The sequence below is a fragment of the Thalassospira sp. UBA4513 genome (genome assembly GCF_002388495.1).
Taxonomy (GTDB): Bacteria; Pseudomonadota; Alphaproteobacteria; order Rhodospirillales; family Thalassospiraceae; genus Thalassospira; species Thalassospira tepidiphila.
Genome location: NZ_DGMR01000035.1, coordinates 78,520 through 99,107 on the forward strand (window position 1 = coordinate 78,520; position 20,588 = coordinate 99,107).

Annotated in this window: 18 protein-coding genes; 3 read left to right on the forward strand and 15 right to left on the reverse strand. The window is 55.8% G+C overall.

Annotation, left to right across the window (positions count from 1 at the left end; all coding sequences use genetic code 11):
• Positions 1–54 precede the first annotated feature (54 nt).
• The 6 genes from B2T33_RS14430 to B2T33_RS14455 form a co-directional block, all read right to left on the reverse strand.
• Entirely contained in the window at positions 55–2,967 is a 2,913-nt protein-coding gene (locus B2T33_RS14430) for a 2-oxoglutarate dehydrogenase E1 component (protein WP_286792402.1), read from the reverse strand.
• Between the two features lie 70 nt (positions 2,968–3,037).
• Positions 3,038–3,913, reverse strand: coding sequence for a succinate--CoA ligase subunit alpha (sucD, locus tag B2T33_RS14435; RefSeq protein ID WP_008889739.1), 876 nt, complete (start codon positions 3,911–3,913; stop codon positions 3,038–3,040).
• Positions 3,914–3,915: 2 nt separating this feature from the next.
• A complete protein-coding gene (gene sucC, locus B2T33_RS14440; protein WP_255356213.1) occupies positions 3,916–5,145 on the reverse strand; it encodes an ADP-forming succinate--CoA ligase subunit beta in 1,230 nt (409 codons plus the stop codon).
• A 140-nt stretch (positions 5,146–5,285) separates the two neighbouring features.
• Positions 5,286–6,236 (reverse strand): malate dehydrogenase, encoded by a 951-nt coding sequence (mdh, locus tag B2T33_RS14445; RefSeq protein ID WP_008889741.1) that lies wholly within the window; start codon positions 6,234–6,236, stop codon positions 5,286–5,288.
• A 630-nt stretch (positions 6,237–6,866) separates the two neighbouring features.
• On the reverse strand, positions 6,867–7,994 hold the full coding sequence (gene zapE, locus B2T33_RS14450) for a cell division protein ZapE (RefSeq protein ID WP_286792404.1): 1,128 nt from the start codon (positions 7,992–7,994) through the stop codon (positions 6,867–6,869).
• Between the two features lie 97 nt (positions 7,995–8,091).
• Complete coding sequence (locus B2T33_RS14455; protein ID WP_286792405.1) at positions 8,092–9,081, reverse strand: CorA family divalent cation transporter; 990 nt, start codon at positions 9,079–9,081, stop codon at positions 8,092–8,094.
• Positions 9,082–9,300: 219 nt separating this feature from the next.
• On the opposite strand from B2T33_RS14455, the gene B2T33_RS14460 reads away from it, so the two are divergent.
• The gene (locus tag B2T33_RS14460) at positions 9,301–11,919 is read left to right on the forward strand and encodes a mechanosensitive ion channel domain-containing protein (RefSeq protein WP_197146568.1); all 2,619 of its coding nucleotides are present in this window, start codon (positions 9,301–9,303) and stop codon (positions 11,917–11,919) included.
• Positions 11,920–11,956: 37 nt separating this feature from the next.
• Here B2T33_RS14460 and B2T33_RS14465 read toward each other — a convergent pair whose 3' ends face one another.
• The 4 genes from B2T33_RS14465 to nadA all read right to left on the reverse strand — a co-directional run bounded on the left by B2T33_RS14465 (position 11,957) and on the right by nadA (position 15,292).
• Positions 11,957–12,790 (reverse strand): isocitrate lyase/PEP mutase family protein, encoded by an 834-nt coding sequence (locus B2T33_RS14465; RefSeq protein ID WP_197146569.1) that lies wholly within the window; start codon positions 12,788–12,790, stop codon positions 11,957–11,959.
• Between the two features lie 129 nt (positions 12,791–12,919).
• Complete coding sequence (locus tag B2T33_RS14470; protein WP_286792406.1) at positions 12,920–13,345, reverse strand: NUDIX hydrolase; 426 nt, start codon at positions 13,343–13,345, stop codon at positions 12,920–12,922.
• Positions 13,346–13,351: 6 nt separating this feature from the next.
• The gene (gene nadC, locus B2T33_RS14475) at positions 13,352–14,191 is read right to left on the reverse strand and encodes a carboxylating nicotinate-nucleotide diphosphorylase (RefSeq protein WP_286792407.1); all 840 of its coding nucleotides are present in this window, start codon (positions 14,189–14,191) and stop codon (positions 13,352–13,354) included.
• A 78-nt stretch (positions 14,192–14,269) separates the two neighbouring features.
• A complete protein-coding gene (gene nadA / locus B2T33_RS14480) occupies positions 14,270–15,292 on the reverse strand; it encodes a quinolinate synthase NadA (RefSeq protein ID WP_008889748.1) in 1,023 nt (340 codons plus the stop codon).
• A gap of 473 nt (positions 15,293–15,765) precedes the next feature.
• On the opposite strand from nadA, the gene B2T33_RS14485 reads away from it, so the two are divergent.
• Complete coding sequence (locus B2T33_RS14485) at positions 15,766–16,092, forward strand: hypothetical protein (RefSeq protein ID WP_286792408.1); 327 nt, start codon at positions 15,766–15,768, stop codon at positions 16,090–16,092.
• Positions 16,093–16,292: 200 nt separating this feature from the next.
• Positions 16,293–16,517, forward strand: a complete 225-nt coding sequence (locus B2T33_RS14490; protein ID WP_008889750.1) for a hypothetical protein — start codon at positions 16,293–16,295, stop codon at positions 16,515–16,517.
• A gap of 31 nt (positions 16,518–16,548) precedes the next feature.
• Here B2T33_RS14490 and B2T33_RS14495 read toward each other — a convergent pair whose 3' ends face one another.
• The 5 genes from B2T33_RS14495 to B2T33_RS14515 form a co-directional block, all read right to left on the reverse strand.
• On the reverse strand, positions 16,549–17,937 hold the full coding sequence (locus tag B2T33_RS14495; protein WP_286792409.1) for a glutamine synthetase family protein: 1,389 nt from the start codon (positions 17,935–17,937) through the stop codon (positions 16,549–16,551).
• A 68-nt stretch (positions 17,938–18,005) separates the two neighbouring features.
• Positions 18,006–18,497, reverse strand: a complete 492-nt coding sequence (locus B2T33_RS14500) for a class I SAM-dependent methyltransferase (RefSeq protein ID WP_286792410.1) — start codon at positions 18,495–18,497, stop codon at positions 18,006–18,008.
• A 98-nt stretch (positions 18,498–18,595) separates the two neighbouring features.
• Positions 18,596–19,201: a glutathione S-transferase family protein gene (locus B2T33_RS14505; protein ID WP_286792411.1), complete on the reverse strand. Its 606-nt coding sequence runs from the start codon at positions 19,199–19,201 to the stop codon at positions 18,596–18,598.
• An 86-nt stretch (positions 19,202–19,287) separates the two neighbouring features.
• On the reverse strand, positions 19,288–19,593 hold the full coding sequence (locus tag B2T33_RS14510) for a YrhK family protein (protein ID WP_286792412.1): 306 nt from the start codon (positions 19,591–19,593) through the stop codon (positions 19,288–19,290).
• Between the two features lie 86 nt (positions 19,594–19,679).
• The coding region (locus tag B2T33_RS14515) for a tyrosine recombinase XerC (RefSeq protein ID WP_286792413.1) at positions 19,680–20,588 on the reverse strand (909 nt) is incomplete at its 5' end.

Consider the following 20,588-nt stretch of genomic DNA (forward strand, 5'->3'; position numbering starts at 1 on the left):
AATGAAATCTAAATGAACGTGGCGGACGGGCGATTTCTCGCCCGTCCGGTAAAGTTATTTTACGCTAAGTGCCGCGTCGACCAGCTCAGCCTGCTCGCGCAGGTGGGCTTTCAGAAGGCCCGTTGCCGGCGAAGCAGATGCTGCGCGACCGACATAAACAGGACGACCTGCCTTGTGCTTGATGCTGGCAAGTGTTGCCTCGATCCGGCGGTCAACGAAGAACCAGGAACCCATGTTTTCCGATTCTTCCTGACACCAGACGACATCAGCATTCGGGTATTTGGCCAGTTCCGTTGCCAGTTCTTTTTCCGGCCACGGATAAAGCTGTTCGACACGCACAAGCGCAACATCTTCGATGCCACGGTTTTCGCGTTCGGCAAGCAGATCGTAATAGACTTTGCCCGACGACAGAACGACGCGTTTGACCTTCTTGTCGTCAACCAGCTTAGCGGTTTCGCTGATCACAGGCAGGAATGTCGTGCCCGTCGCAAAGTCGGACAGGTTCGACACGCACTGTTTGTGACGCAGAAGCGATTTCGGCGTCATCAGGATCAGCGGCTTACGGAACGAGCGACGGATCTGACGGCGCAGGATGTGGTAATAGTTTGCCGGCGTCGTGCAGTTCGCCACCTGCATGTTATTTTCACCACAAAGCTGCAGGTAACGTTCCAGGCGTGCGGAACTGTGTTCCGGACCCTGGCCTTCGTAACCGTGCGGCAGCAGCATTACCAGACCCGACATGCGCAGCCATTTGGCTTCGCCCGAGCTGATGAACTGGTCAATGATGACCTGTGCACCGTTGGCAAAATCACCGAACTGGGCTTCCCAGAGAACCAGCGAATGCGGTTCTGCAAGGGTGATGCCGTATTCGAAGCCAAGAACACCTGCTTCGGACAGGGGCGAGTTGAGAACTTCAAGCTCGGCCTGACCGGTACGGATGTTGTTGAGCGGGGTGTATTTCGCCTCGGTGGTCTGATCGATCAGCTTGGCATGACGCTGCGAGAACGTACCACGCTGGCAATCCTGACCCGACAGACGAACCGGTGTGCCTTCGCACATCAGGGTTCCGAATGCCAAGGCCTCGGCGGTTGCCCAATCAATACCTTCGCCGGTTTCGAACATCTTCGCTTTGGCCTTCAACTGACGAAGGATTTTGCGGTTGATGTCAAAGTCACTCGGCGGGGTCGAAAGTGCGCGACCGACTTCCTGCAGCAGGTCGTTTTCAACGCCGGTTTTACCGATCCAGTCAGCATCTTCACCATGCGAGGATGCGAGACCCGACCATTTGCCTTCAAGCCAGTCAGCTTTGTTCGGACGGTAGTTTTCGGACGCCTTGAACTCTTCATCAAGGTAGTCCTGGAACGACTTGTCCAGTTCCTTGATACGTTCTTCGCTCAGAAGACCTTCCTTGACCAGCTGCTGGGCATAGATGTCTTTGGTGGTCGGGTGTTTGCCGATCACGTCGTACATCTTTGGCTGGGTGAATGCCGGCTCGTCGCTTTCGTTGTGGCCAAAGCGGCGATAGCAGAACATGTCGATAACGACGTCCTGCTTGAATTCCTGACGGAATTCGGTCGCGATGCGGGCCGCATGAACCACAGCTTCGGGATCGTCGCCATTGACGTGCAGGATCGGAGCCTGAACGACCTTGGCAATGTCCGAGCAGTAAGGCGAAGAACGGGAGTCGGTCGGTTTGGTCGTGAAACCGATCTGGTTGTTGACCACAAAGTGGATCGTACCACCGGTACGGTAGCCTTTGAGGTGCGACAGATCGAAGGTTTCCGCCACAAGACCCTGACCGGCAAAGGCCGCATCACCGTGCAGGAGGATACCCATAACCTGCTCGCGATTGGTGTCTTTGCGCTGGGCCTGCTTGGCGCGGACCTTACCAAGAACAACCGTGTTCACTGCTTCGAGGTGCGACGGGTTTGCCGTCAGCGACAGGTGAACAACGTTGCCGTCAAACTCGCGGTCGGCGGAGGTACCAAGGTGATATTTAACGTCACCCGAGCCCATCACGTCGTCCGGCTTGGACGGGTTGCCCATGAATTCCGAGAAGATCGCCTGGAACGGCTTGCTCATGACGTTGGCAAGAACGTTGAGACGACCACGGTGCGGCATGCCGAACACAACCTCGCGGATGCCAAGCTGGCTACCACGTTTGAGGATCTGTTCAAGTGCCGGCATCAGGGCTTCGCCACCATCAATACCGAAACGCTTGGTGCCGACATATTTGGTGTGAAGATAGTTTTCGAAACCTTCGGCTTCGATCAGGCGCTCAAGGATGGCTTCCTTGCCACGGGTGGTGAACTGCGTCTGGTTGCCGATGCTTTCGATACGCTGCTGAATCCAGGATTTCTGTTCAGGTTCCTGGATATGCATGAATTCGATACCGATCGACCCGCAATAGGTTTTGCGTGCCAGCGAGACGATCTGACGGATGGTCGCGGTTTCAAGGCCAAGAACATTGGCGATGAAGATCGGACGATCCATGTCGGCTTCGGTAAAGCCATAGGTCTTCGGATCAAGTTCCGGATGCGGTTCACGCGGTGCCAGGCCCAGCGGATCCAGGTTCGCTTCAAGATGGCCGCGTACCCGGAAGGAGCGGATCAGCATCAGAGCGCGAATGGAATCATTGGCGGCAGCGCGGATGGCATCAGAATTTACCTGACCAGCCGTGGGTGCTGCATGAGGTGCCGGTGCATAGCCCATCTGGGCCGGGCGTTCGGCGTGCCCCTGTGAGACGTCGTATCCCTCCATGCCGCCAACAACCTTGGTTTCCCGTGGCTGCCAGCTCGGCCCGCGCATTTCTGCGAGGATTTCGGAGGCGTCGTCCTGCAACCCGTCAAAAAACTCAGCCCAGCTCTGGTCAACCGCAGACGGGCTTTCCAGATACCGGGCATAAAGTTCAGCGATGTAGGTTGCGTTCGACTCGTTCAGAATCGTGTCGAGATCTTGAGGTTTCATTTGTGGTCTTGGAAGGCATGGTCCCCAAGAAGGACCACGCCCCCCCTTGCCTTTCCTCTGACTACCCAGATTAGCCCTTCAAAGCCTTCAGCATGGTCGAGCCGAGGCTTGCCGGGGAATCGGCAACAAGAACGCCAGCACTACGCATGGCTTCCATTTTCGCATCGGCCGTACCTTTGCCACCGGAAATGATCGCACCGGCATGGCCCATGCGTTTACCCGGAGGTGCGGTAACACCGGCGATGAAGCCGGCAACCGGTTTCTTGACTTTGGAAGCCTGCAGGAATTCACATGCTTCTTCCTCGGCCGAGCCACCGATTTCACCGATCATGATGATGCCTTCGGTTTCCGGATCCTTCAGGAACAGGTCGAGGCAGTCGATGAAGTTGGTGCCGTTGACCGGGTCACCACCGATACCGATACAGGTCGACTGACCAAGGCCAGCGGCCGTGGTCTGTGCAACTGCTTCGTAGGTGAGCGTACCGGAACGCGAAACGATACCGATTTTACCGCGGCGGTGAATGTGACCCGGCATGATGCCGATCTTGCATTCGTCCGGGGTAATGATACCCGGGCAGTTCGGGCCGATCAGGCGGGTCGACGAACCGTCGAGCGCGCGCTTGACGCGGACCATGTCAGCAACCGGAATACCTTCGGTGATGCAGACAGCCAGTTCGACTTTGGCGTCGATGGCTTCAAGGATTGCATCTGCTGCGAAGGGCGGCGGAACATAAATAACCGAGGCATTTGCGCCGGTGACATGTACCGCTTCTTCAACAGTGTTGAAAACCGGCAGGTCAAGGTGCTTGGTGCCGCCTTTACCCGGGGTAACACCGCCAACCATTTTGGTGCCGTATGCCAGTGCCTGTTCGCTGTGGAAAGTACCCTGCGAACCAGTGAAACCCTGGCAGATAACTTTGGTGTTTTTATCGACGAGAACAGCCATAGTTACGCGGCCTCCTTCACAGCTTTGACCACCTTCTCGGCGGCATCGGCAAGGTTGTCAGCCGAAACAATCGGCAGACCCGATTCTTCGAGGATCTTCTTGCCAAGTTCGACATTGGTACCTTCAAGGCGAACGACCAGCGGGACGTTCAGGCTGACTTCGCGGGCTGCTGCCACAACGCCGTCTGCAATCACGTCACAACGCATGATGCCACCAAAGATGTTGACCAGGATGCCTTCGACATTCGGATCCGACAGGATCAGCTTGAAGGCGGTGGTCACGCGTTCTTTGGTTGCGCCGCCACCAACGTCAAGGAAGTTAGCCGGTGCGCCACCATAAAGCTTGATGATGTCCATGGTTGCCATGGCAAGGCCAGCGCCGTTGACCATGCAGCCGATGGTGCCATCGAGCTTGATGTAGTTGAGGCTGTGTTTTGCAGCTTCGAGTTCGGCCGGGTTTTCTTCGTCTTCGTCACGCAGCTCTTCGATGTCCGGATGACGGAACAGCGCGTTGTCGTCGAAGTTCATTTTGCAATCAAGCGCAATGATGTCGCCGTCACCGGTAACAACCAGCGGGTTGATTTCAACCATGGCAGCATCGGTATCGAGGAAGCACTGGTACATCGCGGTCATGAACTTGACAGCTTTGGAAACCTGCTTGCCTTCGAGGCCGAGTGCAAACGCCAGTTTGCGACCGTGGAAGCCAGAGAAGCCCGCCGCCGGATCGATCTCGACAGTGACGATCTTTTCCGGGGTTGCTTCTGCAACTTCTTCAATGTCCATGCCGCCTTCGGTCGACGCCATGAAGATCACGCGCGAGCAAGCGCGGTCGACGAGAACCGAAAGATACAGTTCGCGTGCGATATCGCAGCCTTCTTCGATGTAAACGCGTTTGACTTCTTTGCCATCCGGGCCGGTCTGGTGGGTAACCAGCGTGGAGCCGAGCATCTGTTCGGCATTGGTGCCGACTTCTTCCGGGCTCTTGACGACGCGAACGCCGCCTTTGTCACCTGCCTTGGCTTCCTTGAAGGTGCCTTTACCGCGGCCACCTGCATGGATCTGGGATTTTACCACGTAAACCGGGCCAGCCTGGGACTGGGCAGCTTCGATGGCTTCCTGAGCGGTATATGCAACCTTGCCGTTCGGCACGGTCACACCGTATTTGCGAAGAATTTCTTTCGCCTGGTACTCATGAATATTCATGTTCGGTCGCTTTCTTGCCTTCCGTACGATTTCCGGTGGGTCAGAAATCTGGATTTCAATGTCCCTGTAACGAGCGGGAGGGACTTTGTTAAGAGGCCGCGATCATTGAAGTTTGAATAACAACAATGATTGAAAAACGGGCCGGTCACTGACCAGCCCGTTTCGCGTTCTTAGAGCATGCCCTTTGCAGCTTCGACGAGGCCGCGAACAGCGTTCACGGAATTGTCGAAGTTTGCTTTTTCGGACTCATCAAGATTGATCTCGACGATGCGTTCTACACCGTTGGCACCCAGAACAACCGGGACACCAACATAAAGACCGTCAACACCGTATTCGCCGCTCAGATAAGCAGCAACCGGCATGACGCGCTTCTGGTCTTTGAGGTAGCTTTCCGCCATCGCGATTGCCGAAGCAGCCGGGGCGTAGAAAGCAGAACCGGTTTTGAGCAGGGCAACGATTTCGGCGCCACCGTCACGGGTGCGCTGCACGATCTCGTCGATCTTTTCCTGCGTGGTCCAGCCCATTTTGATCAGATCCGGAACCGGGATACCGGCAACGGTCGAATAACGGATCGACGGGACCATGGTATCGCCGTGGCCGCCAAGGACAAAGGCGGTAACGTCTTTGACCGAGACGTTGAATTCTTCTGCGAGGAAGTAACGGAAGCGGGCCGAGTCCAGAACGCCAGCCATGCCGACAACTTTCTTCGGATCGAAGCCGGTTGCCTGCTGCATTACCCAAACCATCGCATCAAGCGGGTTGGTAATGACGATGACGAACGCGTTCGGAGCGTGTTCCTTGATGCCCTGACCAACCTGGGTCATGACTTTGGTGTTGATACCAATCAGGTCATCGCGGCTCATGCCCGGCTTGCGAGCAACACCGGCGGTGACGATGACGACATCAGCGCCTGCGATGTCTTTGTAGTCACTGGTACCCTTGAGGTCGGCATCAAACATGTCGACGGGGGAGGATTCAGCAATGTCGAGCGACTTGCCCTGTGGCATGCCATCAACGATGTCGAAAAGGACGACGTCGCCAAGCTCTTTGAGACCGACGAGGTGAGCAAGCGTGCCACCAATATTGCCGGCACCGACGAGCGCGATCTTGTTGCGGGCCATTCCGTTACCTTCTTCCCTATTGCGCTTCCTGGGGGTCGAAACTCAACTTGGGAGCGCGATTGAAAATTTAAACCTGCGAACGCGAAATAATCGTTCGTAAACACCGAGTGTCGTAAACTGAATCGCCACGAATGACAAGGGGAAACCCCACTGTTTTTACGAGGAAAACCGCCGCTTCGCGGTTTATTGCAACTATGGTCTAAACGCTTAAAAACCATTCACGTTGCAGATGCGAACATGGGCTAATGCGCAGCAAAACCAAAGCTGGTTTACGATTGCGGCCTGCCTAAATGAAAGGCAGTGCGCCCCTTTGCTGCGAATTCGTGCGTATGAACAGGATTACACTGGCGCAGCATTGCAGGAAACGGCCATCAGCCATGCGGTCGGGACGGGGCGTGAAATCCAATATATGACGATTTTTGCGTGAAGCATCGTTTCCCCTGCGTCAAACGCAAGAATCGCGCGATGATAAGCGCTCATATGGCGAATAATTGCGACGATTTTAAAGTGACGTGTATGGAGTCGTTTTCCACAGGCTGCGCTATCTCTCGCTGGGCATCAGAAAAAGGCATGTCACGACTGCGATCACAAAGACCGTTTTGATCAGCTGTCCCGCCGGTTTGAAAGCCGTCAGGTCAGGTGCGCCATATCGAGATATTCCTGACTGCGCATTTCGGTCATGCGCGACACCGTGCGCTGGAATTCGAATGAGTAATCACCGTCGGTGTAGATCTCGGTCGGGTCACACTCAATCGCACAGATCAGCTTGGTTTTGTGTTCGTACATCGCATCAACAAGGGTACCGAACCGTTTCGCCCAGTCGCGGCGCGAGTCCGGCAGTTTCGGAATAAAGTCGATGACGATGGTGTGGAAATGCGTCGCGAGCGCGATGTAATCCCCCGGACCCAGCGGACGGGTGCAAAGCTCTTCAAAGCTGAACTTGGCGACCCCGGCACCAGCCGCACTGATTTCGATCTTGCGTCCCTTGACGGTCAGGCTGTCGGGCGCGACGCGTGCGCCTTCGGTCAGGGTGGCAAACATCTCGTCAATCCGCTTGGATGCCTGTTCGCGGGTTCTCGGATACAGGAACACCTCGGCGGCCGTCAGATTGCGCATGCGGTAATCGGTCGGGCTCGCCAGTTCCAGCACATCAAGCTTCTGCTTGATCATGTCGATGAAGGGCAGGAAGTTCTGGCGTTGCAGACCATCCTTATACAGGTCATCCGGCACACGGTTCGATGTGGTGACAATCACGACCCCATGATCAAACAACTGTTCAAACAGACGGCCGAGGATCATGGCATCGGTGATGTCGGTTACCTGCATCTCGTCAAAGCACAGCAACCAGGCATCGTTTGCAAGGTCCTTAGCAATCGGTGGGATCGGATCGGCATCGTCCTTTTTCTTGGTCTGGCGATAGCGGTGCATGCGTTCATGCACATCCTGCATGAAGTCATGGAAATGGACGCGACGCTTTTTTTCAATGTCGATGGTTTCATAGAACAGATCCATCAACATGGATTTGCCACGACCAACCTCGCCGTAAATGTAAAGTCCTGACGGCGGGGTCGGTTCATCGCGCCTACGGGTCAGGCCAAACCGTTCGCGCCAGCCACCTGTGCCGGTCGACGGCTCGTAGTTGATCAGCGCGTTTTTCAGGCTTTGGAGTTTTTCCGCACAGAGTTCCTGCATCGGATCGTGGGACAGCTCACCAGCGGTGATTTTCGCGCGATAACGTGAAAGCGGGCCGTCGGTCATCAACAAATCTCGAATGCAGTGAAAGGAATTAGGACTGTGAGATTGTCATAGCTCCAAGTTGCATCGCATTGCAACAAGACGGTTTGCATTGCTGCTATCAGATCAGGCGCATCTTCTTGAACAGCCAGATTTCAAAGGCGGTAATTACCGCCAGAATGATCGACACCCCAAGGAACCCATACGGGCTGTCAGTTGCCGGAACGCCGCCGACATTGATGCCCAGAAGGCCGGTGACGAAACTGATCGGCAGGAACAGACCGGCAATCACGGTAAGCCAGTACATCGTGCGGTTCATCTGTTCGCTTTCGAGCGCCATCAGGTTTTCATTCACGATCTGAATGCGTTCGCGCAGGGAATCAAATTCCTCGACCAGACGGACGGTTTTATCGGTCAATGCGCGGGCGCGGCGTTTGAACCGCTTGTCAGACCAGACCGGTTTTTGTTCGACATAATGCGCCAGCGCATCGCGTTGCGGTCCCAGATGCCGGCGCAGGCGCGACAGCCGATGGCGAACGTCCGATCCGCGTTTGCGCAGCGCAAGGGTTTTGCCCTCCGCCACGGTTTCCTGATCGTCCTCGATCGCCTCGACATCTTCTTCCATGCCGCGCACGACATTTTCGACCCGAAAGGCAAGCCGTTCGGCCACGGTCAGGACGAAATCATCAACGCTGTTGGGGGCTTTGTGGTCGGCAATGGCGGCCCGCATGTCATCAAACGCCTTGAGCGGCTGGTTGCGCAGCGTGATTACCATGTTGTTTGTGACCCAGAAACGCACCGAAATCATATCGGCCGGATCATTTTCCGCGTTCAGGTTCACCCCGCGCAGGTTAAGCGAATAGCCAGGATCATAGAAAAACACCGCCGGACGCGTGCCGCGGGTCGACAGCGTATCGGTGATGGTCGCATCAATCCCGGCAACCGTGATCAGCCAGTCGCGCACCCCGTCGCCCATCCAGTCCAGATGTACCCAAAGATAATTTCCCTCTGCGATCGGCGGCAGGCCCGATTGCAGGGCGTCCCATCCAACCGGTTGTGCGGTGCCATCCGGGGCAATTTCAAAGGCATTGATCAGCGCGGTTTTGCTCATCGCAGGGCTCCTTGGCTGACTGCGTTCATGCAGGTCAGGGATGGGGTCATCATCACGTCACAATGACAACGGAACGAAACGTTAGATGATTCGTTACCGTTCTCAGTGTAGGGTTCGGTTCTGTGACCAAGTATCAGGCCAACCTGTTTACAAAACGCGAAAAACACTCAAGAAACGGAAGCCGGGCAGCGCTTCGGGCATCAATATGGATCATCAGGCATGACATCAGTTCGTCAGGTAATCGCAAGTCTTGCAATCTGTCTGTTTGCAATGACGGTCTCTTTCGGTTTGGCGGCACAACCAAACGAACCGCGCCCTGACTCTGTGCAGAAGATCGAACTGGAAAATGCACAGAACCGTATTGCGGACTGGGAAGCGACGCTTGATGCGATTGAAGAATCGATTTCCGGCGAAGAAATTTCCGGGCGCGTGATCTCCGATGGCCGCGACCGGATCGAAACCATCCAGCTTGCCATTAACGAGCTGCGCGGTCGGGCCGATGAACGCCTGCAGCGGTTTGAAGCCGCCCTTGGCAAACTTGGCGAGCCCCCGGCAGAGGGCGAGGAAGAAGTCCCCGAGGTCGCCCGTGAACGTGATCGGATCGGACAGGACATCGCGCGGGTTGGCGGTGTGCTCAAACAGCTTGAACTGGTCAATTTCCGCGCAAGCGAGCTGTCTGACCAGTTGTCTGGCTTGGCGCGTGAACGCTTTACCCGGCGTGTTTTGGGCCGGGTGGATGTGCCGTTTGATCCGGTTGTCTGGTTTGAAGCCTGGCGTGAAATCGTCAAGCTGCCCAGCATGGTGCAGGCACGCTATTCCAACCTTGAACTCGAAGGGGACGTCGCCGATCAGCTGTCCGAGGTGGCCCCCGGCCTTGTTTTCCTGACCTTCATCGTGATCGCCGCCCTGATTGGTGGCGAGGTGGTCGTGCTGCGCTATATGCCAGCACGTTGGAACACTGTGCCTGACGAAGACCGCGTATCACTGATATCGGGAACGCGGTTCCTGTTTACCGCCTTGGTGCCGGGCATCGCCCTTTTGATCGCCTATGGAATACTTGAATCGCGCGATGCGCTTCTGAGCGGTGCGATGGGTGATTTTGTTCTGCAATGCTTTGCGGCTGCCTTGTTCCTGTTGTTTGTCGGGGCCGCGGTGCGCAGTGTGCATTCACCGTTTGCGCCCACATTGCGACGCTCGGGTACAACGCCAAGGGGGGCGCGGGTTGTCGGGTTCTGTTCGCTGGCAGTGGCAGTGATTTTTGCCTTTGACATGGTGCTGTTGCAAGGGGCGACGACCCTTGGAACGTCGCTTGATATCGCGCTTGTGCAAAGCATCTCGAACGTGCTGGTGATTTCGGTTTTGCTGTTTGTCTGCTCGCTTGGGGTGTTCTGGCAACATGACGAACGCGACCGTCACGAAATCTGGTCAAAGATCGAACGCCGGTCGCGCCGTGGCCTTAAGGTTATCGCGATCATGATGCCGGTGCTGATGTTGCTGGGCTATGTCGCCCTGGCACGCTTCATCCTTGAAAACCTGATGATGGCGCTGGCGTTTTTGACCTGTTACTGGCTGCTGCGCGGTTATTGCCGGGCTTTGATGCATACCTACTTGGTGCGCCCGGAAAGCAGTGAGGACAGCAATGTCAGCGATGCGGTGCATGGAACGCTTTATTTCTGGCTGCGGGTTCTGATCGATGTGGTGATGTTTTCCATCGCCGTGCCGGTCGCGGTGATGATCTTTACCGACATTGCCTGGGCTGATCTTATTTTGGCGGTTCAGCAGGCCTTTATCGGCATTCAGGTCGGCGGCATTCATTTCTCGCTGCGCTCCATCATGCTGGCGGCCTTGATGTTTGTCATCGTGCTGGCGGTGATGCGCTTCTTCCAGCGCATGCTGAGCACGCGGGTGCTGCCCAACACCAAGCTTGATCAGGGGCTGCAACATTCGGTTTCGGCGATCTTTGGCTATGCCGGGATCTGTCTTGCCATCTTGCTTGCGGTTTCGGCCGCCGGGCTGGACTTGTCCAACCTTGCCATCATCGCCGGTGCCATTTCGGTTGGTATCGGTTTTGGCATGCAAAGCATTGTGAACAACTTTGTCTCCGGCCTGATCCTTTTGGTCGAACGCCCGATCAAGGTCGGCGACTGGATTGTCGTCGGCGCCGATCAGGGGTTTGTAAAGGACATCCGGGTGCGCGCGACCGAGATCGAAACCTTTGACCGGTCTTCGGTCGTCATCCCGAACTCCGAACTGATTTCCAACCGGGTTCTGAACTGGACGCTTAAGGAGCGTTCGGGCCGCGGCATCATCAAGATAGGTGTGTCTTACGGATCGGATGTCGACAAGGTTCGCGAGATCCTGTTGGAAATGGCCGACAAGCGCCGCGAGATTTTGACCTATCCGGCACCGCAGGTGGTGTTCATGGATTTCGGGGCCAGTTCGCTTGATTTCGAACTGCGTTATTTCCTGCGCGATATTGGCGATGTGATAGCGGTGGCAAGCTCGATCCGCTTTGAACTTGTCCAGCGCTTCCGCGATGAGGGCATCGAAATTCCGTTCCCGCAGCGTGACCTGAACCTGCGTGATATCGATAAGCTGACCGATGCCATCCGTGACGCTGGCAAAGGGGCGCCAAAGAAGGTCGAGAAGGCCGAGCCTGAGGAACCCGAAACGTCAGAAGACAAAGCAGAAGATACATCCCCGAACACCGACGATGGCGGAGCGGATCAAAAAGCTGCCCCGCCGTCTGCGACCAAGGATGTTTCGCGCGATCGCGATGCGCCTGGCCGTGAAATTCCCGATGCAGGCGGCAGTCCTGACGGGGATGCGCCGCGCTAGGGCGTGTGTTCAGTCTGCTGTTTTAATCTGCCTGTCTCTATTGGGCTTTGTGGGTTTGTCCGGTGAAAAATTCTTCAAGCTCGGCAAAGCCCATGGCCTGGTCGGAAAAACCGAATGTGCCCGTGTCGATCATTTCACGCGATGCTTTGACAAAGGCGCCATAGGCAAGGCGGGCAAGTGCTGATCCGACGCTGATCCTTTTTGCGCCCGCCTCCGCCAGTTCAGTCAGGCTGAACGTGTTTCCGGGCATGCCCATAACGACATTCACCGGTTTGCTCAGCGATGCGCAAACCGTGCGGATCGTTTCAAGATCATACAAGCCCGGCGCATAAAGAACATCCGCCCCCGCCTTTTCAAAGGCCTGAAGGCGCTTGATCGTGTCGTCAAGGTCAGGGCGTCCCCACAGGAAGTTCTCGCACCGTGCGGTCAGGACAAAATCATGGGGCAAGGCTGATCGGGCTTCGACAGCAGCCTGAATGCGTTCAACAGCAAGCGAAAAATCATAGATCGGGTTTGCCCGGTCCCCTGTGTGATCTTCAAGCGAACAGCCCGCCAGGCCGATTGACGCTGCGACCGAAATCGTTTCAGCCGCGCTTTCCGGACTATCGCCCATCCCTTTTTCAAGATCGGCCGTGACGGGAAGTGGTGTGGCCGAAACCAGTGCCTGGCAATGCTTGAACGTATTTTCGGGTGATGTCTTGCCCTCTGCAACGCCAAGGGAAAATGCCATGCCCGCACTTGTCGTTGCCAAGGCGCGAAAACCGAGTGCGGCAAGAATTCTGGCAGTTCCGATATCCCATGGATTGGGAATGATGAATGCACCGGGTTCTTCGTGAAGCGCCCGAAACAATGCCCCTTTGTCCTGCGTCATGTTCTGATCCCTTTGTGCAAAACCGCAAGTCATGCTTACCACAAAAGAATGGAACATAACAAGAACATTTGGAGCGATGGTCACAACCGCAAGGTACTGCCGGTTGGCAACATAGCGTTGATCGGATGATTAAATATCGAAAAGGGCAGCGGTGATCTTTTGCCCCATCGGGGCCATAAGGTGGCGTTCTCGTGGCGACAGCCATCTGAGTTCGGCGATCTCGCGTTCAGGCGCAAGGGTTCCGCAATAATAGCCGGTAAAGCAGGTCATGCGCACAATCGACCCTTCGGGCAGGTTGTGGCCCTGTCCGGCAAACGTGCCCAATTGGCGGAGCGTGCTGGGGATCAGATCGACGCCGAGTTCTTCCTTGATTTCGCGTTTGATGGCCTCGCGCGCGGTTTCGCCGGGATCAATCTTGCCACCGGGCAAATAGAACCGGTCACGGCCGTGGCTGCGGACCGACAGGATGTTTTCGCCGTCGCGCAAGATCCAGTTGGCGGTTTCGATCACCTTGATCAAGGCGGGGTCTGTGGTGCTATGACTGCTTGCGCGCATGTGGCCTCACAGGATTGCGACATCAAGTCCGATATCAACGGCCGGTGCGGATTGGGTAATCCGCCCGACGGAAACATAATCGACCCCGGTTGCGGCAATTGCACCGATGGTCTGAAGGTTTACACCCCCGGATGCCTCAGTCTTGCAGCGACCAGCGACAATGGCAACCGCTTCGCGCAACATATCCGGGCCCATGTTATCGAGCAGGATGATGTCTGCGCCAGCGTCCGTGGCTTCTTTAACCTGATCAAGGGTGTCACATTCAACCTCGATCTTGGGCAGGTTGGCAGCCCGGGCGGCCTCGACGCATTTGGTGATCGATCCGACAACGCCAATGTGGTTGTCCTTGATCATCACCCCGTCATAAAGGCCCATGCGGTGATTTTGCGCACCGCCCATGCGGGTCGCGTATTTTTCCAGTTTGCGCCAACCCGGCAGTGTCTTGCGGGTATCAAGCAGTTTGGCGTTTGTTTCGCCCATCGCCGCGACATAGCTGCGCGTGGTGGTGGCAATGCCCGACAGATGTTGAAGCGTATTAAGGGCTGTGCGTTCAGCCGTCAGGATACCGCGCGCATTGCCTTCGACCACGGCCAGAACGTCTTTGGCCGCAATCGCATCCCCATCTTCGCAGTGCTTTTCGATCTTCGCATCCGGGACCAGCTTGCGAAAACATTCAAGGGCGATATCAAGCCCGGCCACAACGATATCCTCGCGCGTTTCAAGCGCGACGCGCAGGCGTGCATCGGCGGGGATGACATTGTCCGATGTGATGTCACCGGTGCCGATATCCTCGGCAAAGGAACGATCAATGAATTCCGCGATTTCGGCTTGGGTCAGGACGGTCATGATGGTGGGCTGCTTTGAATTCTGGTGGGGGATGGCAAACAGCCCCGCAAAGTTTGCGGGGCTGTGAGGTTGGCTGGCTTACGCCGCGTCGTCCTTTTTGACCGGAATGTTCTTTGACATTTCCAGCATGCGTTCAAGCGGCTTGACCGCTGCGACGCGCAGGTCTTCGGGCATGACAATCTGCGGGCCGTTATTGACCAGGCACAGATACAGCTTTTCAAGCGTATTGAGTTCCATGAACGGGCAGTTGTTGCACGCACATGACCCGTCCGCACCCGGCACCGGAATGAATTCCTTGTGCGGGGCTGCTTTTTCCATCTGGTGGATGATGTGCGGTTCGGTCGCGATCAGGTATTTCTGATCCGGGCCGTTAATCACATATTCCAGAATGGCCCGGGTCGAGCCGATATGATCGGCATGCTTGAGAATACCGTCATGGCATTCCGGGTGGGCTGCGATCTTGGCATCGGGGTTCTGGGTTTTCAGGCGGATCAATTCACGCTCGGAAAACTGTTCATGCACGATGCACGAGCCGTTCCAAAGCGTCATGTCGCGACCGGTTTTCTTGGCAAGATAGGAACCAAGATGGCGGTCAGGTGCCCACAGGATCGGCTTGTCGAGCGGGATCTGATCAATGATCTCGGCCGCATTCGACGAGGTCACGATAATATCAGACGCGGCCTTCACCTCGGCCGAGCAGTTGATATAGGTGATCGACACGTGATCAGGGTGCTGTTCGCGGAATTTGCGGAACGGTTCTGGCTGACAAGAATCTTCGAGCGAGCAACCCGCTTTGGAATCCGGCAGCAAAACAGTCTTGTTCGGGCTGAGGATTTTGGCAACCTCAGCCATGAAGCGCACGCCACAGAACACGATGACATCGGCATCGGTTTCCGCCGCCTTGCGCGACAGATCCAGACTATCGCCAACAAAGTCGGCAAGGTCCTGAATTTCCCCATCCTGATAGTAATGGGCCAGAATGATCGCGTTCTTTTCCTTTTTCAGGCGCTGAATCTCAGCTTCCAGATCAAGGGTGGGATCAATCTGCATTTCCGACATTGCGTCAGCAGAAGCCTCGGCAATGGTGATCATTTCATTCATGGCGTCGTCTCATCTCGCCTGTTTGCAAGCCGGAGATAAGTCGCGGGGCCCGGCATTGCAAGTTAATGACAGTTTGAAACCTGAATATCGCCATTGCGACGGGATGGCAAGGAATAGGCGGTATACGTCCGATATTGATTGGGGCTGACGGCTGCTGAGCCAGAAAATGGAACGAAATTATCTGAATTAATAAATAAATCCGGTGTCTTTGACCGACGAATTAAATTTCGCAGTTTTGCTTGATCGCATAAATAAAAATAATTACGTTGTAAATTAACCAAAAATATTCATATGCTTGATGCTGCAAATATTTTTTGATTCTCAAATTTCCAATATTTTATTGGCCCGGGCATTTTTGTCCGTTGTTAATCCGAAAACTTTGATCTGTCTGTAATCCGAGTCAGTATCCGACGGCGGGAATGGTCCCGATCGTTTGGCCTGTCCAACGCGCATTCCGGCGCAAGGAGCCTTTTTTGACCAATCGTACCATTTCGAGAATTCTGAATTTCACACGTCCGTTCAGCATGCGTGGCCTTGCAGAAGTCCTTCCGGCCGGATCCTACAAGGTGATTACCGAAGAAACCCAGGATGAAAAGCTGACATACCCGACATGGCAGTGGGTTTCGACGCAGATTCACCTCAATACGAACTCGGACCGCCCGGACACTTCACGGGTTCTCAGTGTCGAGCCCCGCGATCTTGAAGTCGCTTATCTCCGCGATCAGAAAACCATGGATGCCCGCCCGCAAGTGGCTTTCTCGGCGCGCAAATCAAACAACCGTGCCAAACGCGCTTCCTAGCGCTGCACGCTGCCGATAGTCCTGGTCAGAGCAATCTGACCAGACGGCACTTTCATCTGAAAATCCCAGATATTCCAGTTTATTAGCCGATCTTTTCAGGGCCAACCGCTGTTTCATGACAGGGTTGCAGAATGGGAAGTTTGCCTTGAGCCAAGATGCGCCCATAACATCCATAACTGCTGCAAATGAAAGTCTTTGTTATGGATTGGGTTCCGATCGCCTTTGGCACGTTCAAGGTCGTCGCACTGCTGACCGCGATGTTCTTTGCCATCAAGTGGCATTACGACCAAGGTCAAAAGTACGGAAGACAGGCGGTCCTGCGTGCCAGCGCCAAGATCACCGGCGTCTTCGTGCTTGCACTTCTGGTCGTCGGTGGCATCACCCTGGCACTCAGCAACTTCCTTGGTTTGGACCTAAGTTACTGATCACTGTGGCACCGCCCCCGGAGATAGGGGGTCAGACGGAAAATCCGTAATACTCCCACTCTGCCGCTGACACCTTCAGCGCCATCTGTTCGTATTCGGCCTGTTTGATTTTCGTGAACGCGGTGTGGAAGCGATCCCCGAGCGTGCGTTTATTGAAATCAGATGCGGCAAACTGATCAATCGCCTCAAGCCAATGACGCGGCAGGTTGTTTGGTGCCTTTGCTTCGCCGATTTCATCTTCACATGGTTTGCCCGGATCAATTTTGCCCTCGATCCCGTCAAGGGCAGCACCCAGTGTCACAGCCGCGACCAGATACGGGTTGGCGTCGACACCGGCAATACGGTGTTCGAAATGGCGCGTTTTGCCGGGTGTGCCCGGCACACGTAATGCCACAGTGCGGTTTTCAACACCCCAGTCATCAGATGCCGGCGAATACATCGCCGATGCAAAGCGACGCCATGAATTCATGAACGGGGCCAGCAACAACATGGTCTCGCCAATCGTGCCGCGAATGCCGCCAATCGCATTGAGCATCAAGGGGCTTAGCGATCCATCCGCCTGATCGGCAAACAGGTTATTGCCGTCTTGGCCTGCAAGCGACAGATGCAAATGCATGCCCGATCCGGCTTCATTGCCGAACGGCTTGGGCATAAAGACAGCTTCCTTGCCAAAACGCCGTGCCACGGTGCGGATCAGGCGTTTGGCGATGATGACGTCATCGGCTGCGCGCATCAGATCGCGATAGCGGATGGTCATTTCATACTGGCCCGGACCATACTCCGAAATCAGGGTTTCCAGCGTCAGGTCCAGATGCTTGGCACCTTCATAGACCGCATCAAAAAGCGGTGACATCTCGTCAATTTCATCGACCGACATGGTGTTGCGCAATTTGCTGCGCCGTTTGGTGATGGCATAGGAGGCCGGGTGATACAGGCCCTGGGCATCCGGGGTTTGGTCGACCAGATAGAATTCAAGTTCGAACGCGCCCATCGGATAGAAGCCAAGATTTTCAGCCCGTTTGACCTGCGCGCCGAAAACATTGCGCGGATCAACGTCATGCGGCGCGCCGTCTTCTTCATACATGGCAATCAAAAGCTGCCCGCGGCCGGTATGGGGCAGATAGCCAAGCGTACCCGGCACTGGCCAGCAACGGCAATCGCCGCCGCCGCCAGTTTGCACGAGGCCGCAATCATCAACATCCTCGCCACTGACATCCTGCCCGAACAGGGAGCTCGGCAAGCCGCGCCCGGATTTATAGATGCCTTCTAGTTCGTGACGGCGGATCGTTTTGCCCCGGCCAATGCCGTGAAAGTCGGTCAGGATGATGTCGATGGCCTCGACATCGGGATATTTGGCCAGAAAGTCCTGTGCTTCGGACAATTGACTTCCACTGGGCGATGGGGCGTTTGCGGTGGCCACGGCACGATTTCCTAAGATGCTGACAGGGCCCTGCGGGTGCAGAGCCAATTCCAAAACTGGGCGCGATATTAGCCCTGATAACGACGGAAGAAATAGCGATCTTTTGGAACGCCTTCGGGCAGTGGTTCGGCAATCGTGCCCGGCACATCGATTTTCTGATCCGATGCAACAATTGCACCTTTGATCAATGCCGGGGGCAGGGTTGACCCGATAAAGGACGCGATCTTGGCATTAAGCGCCTCGTCCCCGGTGCCGACATCGGAGTGGACCAGTGCGACTGTGCCTTTGAAACGTTCAACTGCCTTCGGCAGGGTTTCAAAGATATCGCCAAGGAACAAATGTTCATCATCGGGGATGCATTTCGGGTGGGCGGCGATCTGCCGGTCAAAGACGAAAATCTCGCGGTCCGGCATGATTTCGCGCAGGTGATCAAACGTACGCCCGTTGCCAAGCCCGACTTCAAGCACGATGCCGTCCTGATCCTTGATCATTTCTGCTGCCGCATTCAGGCAATCGCGTTGGGCTTGAAGGCGGCGGATAACGCTGTTCAGACGGGACATTGTGCAAAAGGCTCCGGGTTGTTTTTTAGTGGCTAAGCACTTGATTTAAAAGCTTTGCCCCTTGGCGCAAGCAGCATTGCGCCAAAGGGGCACCAGTCTCAGGCGACAAACTTGGTGGCCTCAAAGGCCGGGACGCGTGCGTCAAAGGTTTCAAGCCATGTGACCAGTGTCGGATAGCTTTCGCGCCATTTGCCCTCAAAGCGCAGATCAAGATAGCCCAGCGCACAGGCAATCGCGACATGGCCAATCGTCAGGTCACCTTCCAGTGACGGGGCATTGGTACTCAGATGATCAAGGGATCGTTTGACCTTGTCCGCCTGATAGGACAGCCAATCGTCATGGCGTTTTTCTTCCGGGCGCATCCGGCTTTCATAGACCTGCAGAATGGATGCATCGACAATGCCGTCGCCCAGCGCCTGAAGGGTAAGGGCCTCCCACCGTGCGTCGCTTTCGGTGGGATGCAGGCTGGTGCCATCGACCTGCGCATCAAGATATTCACAGATCACGCGGCTATCAAAAATCTTGCGACCATCCTCAAGGATCAGGATCGGAATTTTACCCAGCGGATTTTGCTGGCGCAGGGTATCTGCCGGGTCGTTGGTGTTGGAATCTTCAACCGTCAGCTGGTCATAAATGCCAAGCATTTTGGCAACGATTTTGACTTTCCGGCCAAACGGCGACGGGCCACTCGAACGCAATATCATGGTTTTCCTCCGGGCATATCAGGTGTTTGCCCGCAGTCTAATGGCGAAAGGTGATCGCTAGGAACCGAAATTTTGCGAAAAGATTTTCAAGACCCGGCGCGGTTGCGGGCAGAACGCGGTTCAGCCCTATCGTGTTGACCCTCGTCACCCAGTCCGGCCAGATGCAATTCACGGGCAAGCCGCACGGCCGGCCGACCGGCAAAGAACACCGATCCGATGATAAACAGCCACGTCCCGGCCTTGACCGTTGCATCATCAAGAAACAACACGCTGCCAACGATAAACAGGACAGCCGCCAAAAGGTCGATGACCGAATAGGCAATTTCATAGGCGCTGTAAATCTGGCGATGGCGCGGACTGGCGTCAAAGCGGCGGGATCGAAATAGCTTCATCACTGGATCTCTTTTGCGGAGCTGTGTCTGGGCATCCAACGCCTGAGCGCGCAAAACGGTTCCGATGCGTGTTCTAGCGGTGGGGGCTAGCGCCGGGCGCGCGGATGGGTGCCGTTATAGACCGCCATCAATTGTTCGGTATCCACGGCCGTATACCGCTGGGTCGTTGAAAGCGATGCGTGGCCGAGCAAATCCTGAATGGTGCGCAAATCACCACCTCCGGCCAAAAGGTGCGTCGCAAACGAATGGCGCAGTGCATGCGGGGTGGCGGTATCGGGCAGGTTCAAAAGTTCGCGGACCTTGCGCATTTCACGCTGGGCGACTTGTGCCACAAGCCGATTTCCGCGTGCGCCCAGAAACAGGGGATCATCGCCATTGGGCGCAAACGGGCAGGTGCGGACATAATCCTCGATCGCGTCGCGCACGATGGGCAAAACCGGGACAAGGCGTTGTTTGTTGCCTTTCCCCGTGATCACCATCGAATCCCCGGTCGGGCGTTGATTGGCGTTCAGATCAAGCGCCTCGGAAATACGCAGGCCGCAACCATACAGAAGGGTGAAAAGGGCGAGGTTACGTTTGCCAAGCCACGGCTCATCCTGCCAGGCATCAGCATTTTCCAGCACCGCCATGGCATCATCTGGCGCCAGCGGTTTGGGCGTTGATTGCGGCAGGCGGGGGTTGCGGATCGACTGCACGGCGGCGTTTTGACCGCGCCCGGATCGTTCAAGAAATCGGTAAAAATTGCGCAAGCTTGATAACGCACGCGCGGTCGACGTCTTGGCCATGCCATCCATGCTGCGGCGCGCCAGCCAGCTTCGAAAATCGCGCGGATTCAGGCGCAAAAGATCCTTAAGCGTCGGTGTTTCACCGAGATGATCCTTGATGAAACCCAGAAAGGCATAAAGATCGGCCAGATAGTTTTCGGTCGTGTGGTTGGACGCGCGACGCTCATTGGCAAGCCAGCCACGCCAGTCGGCAATGGCGTCGCGCACATC

Excerpts from the sequence above, each read along its gene's own strand:
- B2T33_RS14430 (WP_286792402.1), bottom strand. The coding sequence starts at position 2,967 with ATGAAACCTCAAGATCTCGACACGATTCTGAACGAGTCGAACGCAACC.
- sucD (WP_008889739.1), bottom strand. The coding sequence starts at position 3,913 with ATGGCTGTTCTCGTCGATAAAAACACCAAAGTTATCTGCCAGGGTTTC.
- mdh (WP_008889741.1), bottom strand. The coding sequence starts at position 6,236 with ATGGCCCGCAACAAGATCGCGCTCGTCGGTGCCGGCAATATTGGTGGC.
- zapE (WP_286792404.1), bottom strand. The coding sequence starts at position 7,994 with ATGACCGACGGCCCGCTTTCACGTTATCGCGCGAAAATCACCGCTGGT.
- B2T33_RS14455 (WP_286792405.1), bottom strand. The coding sequence starts at position 9,081 with ATGAGCAAAACCGCGCTGATCAATGCCTTTGAAATTGCCCCGGATGGC.
- B2T33_RS14460 (WP_197146568.1), top strand. The coding sequence starts at position 9,301 with ATGACATCAGTTCGTCAGGTAATCGCAAGTCTTGCAATCTGTCTGTTT.
- B2T33_RS14465 (WP_197146569.1), bottom strand. The coding sequence starts at position 12,790 with ATGACGCAGGACAAAGGGGCATTGTTTCGGGCGCTTCACGAAGAACCC.
- B2T33_RS14470 (WP_286792406.1), bottom strand. The coding sequence starts at position 13,345 with ATGCGCGCAAGCAGTCATAGCACCACAGACCCCGCCTTGATCAAGGTG.
- nadC (WP_286792407.1), bottom strand. The coding sequence starts at position 14,191 with ATGACCGTCCTGACCCAAGCCGAAATCGCGGAATTCATTGATCGTTCC.
- nadA (WP_008889748.1), bottom strand. The coding sequence starts at position 15,292 with ATGAATGAAATGATCACCATTGCCGAGGCTTCTGCTGACGCAATGTCG.
- B2T33_RS14490 (WP_008889750.1), top strand. The coding sequence starts at position 16,293 with ATGGATTGGGTTCCGATCGCCTTTGGCACGTTCAAGGTCGTCGCACTG.
- B2T33_RS14500 (WP_286792410.1), bottom strand. The coding sequence starts at position 18,497 with ATGTCCCGTCTGAACAGCGTTATCCGCCGCCTTCAAGCCCAACGCGAT.
- B2T33_RS14505 (WP_286792411.1), bottom strand. The coding sequence starts at position 19,201 with ATGATATTGCGTTCGAGTGGCCCGTCGCCGTTTGGCCGGAAAGTCAAA.
- B2T33_RS14510 (WP_286792412.1), bottom strand. The coding sequence starts at position 19,593 with ATGAAGCTATTTCGATCCCGCCGCTTTGACGCCAGTCCGCGCCATCGC.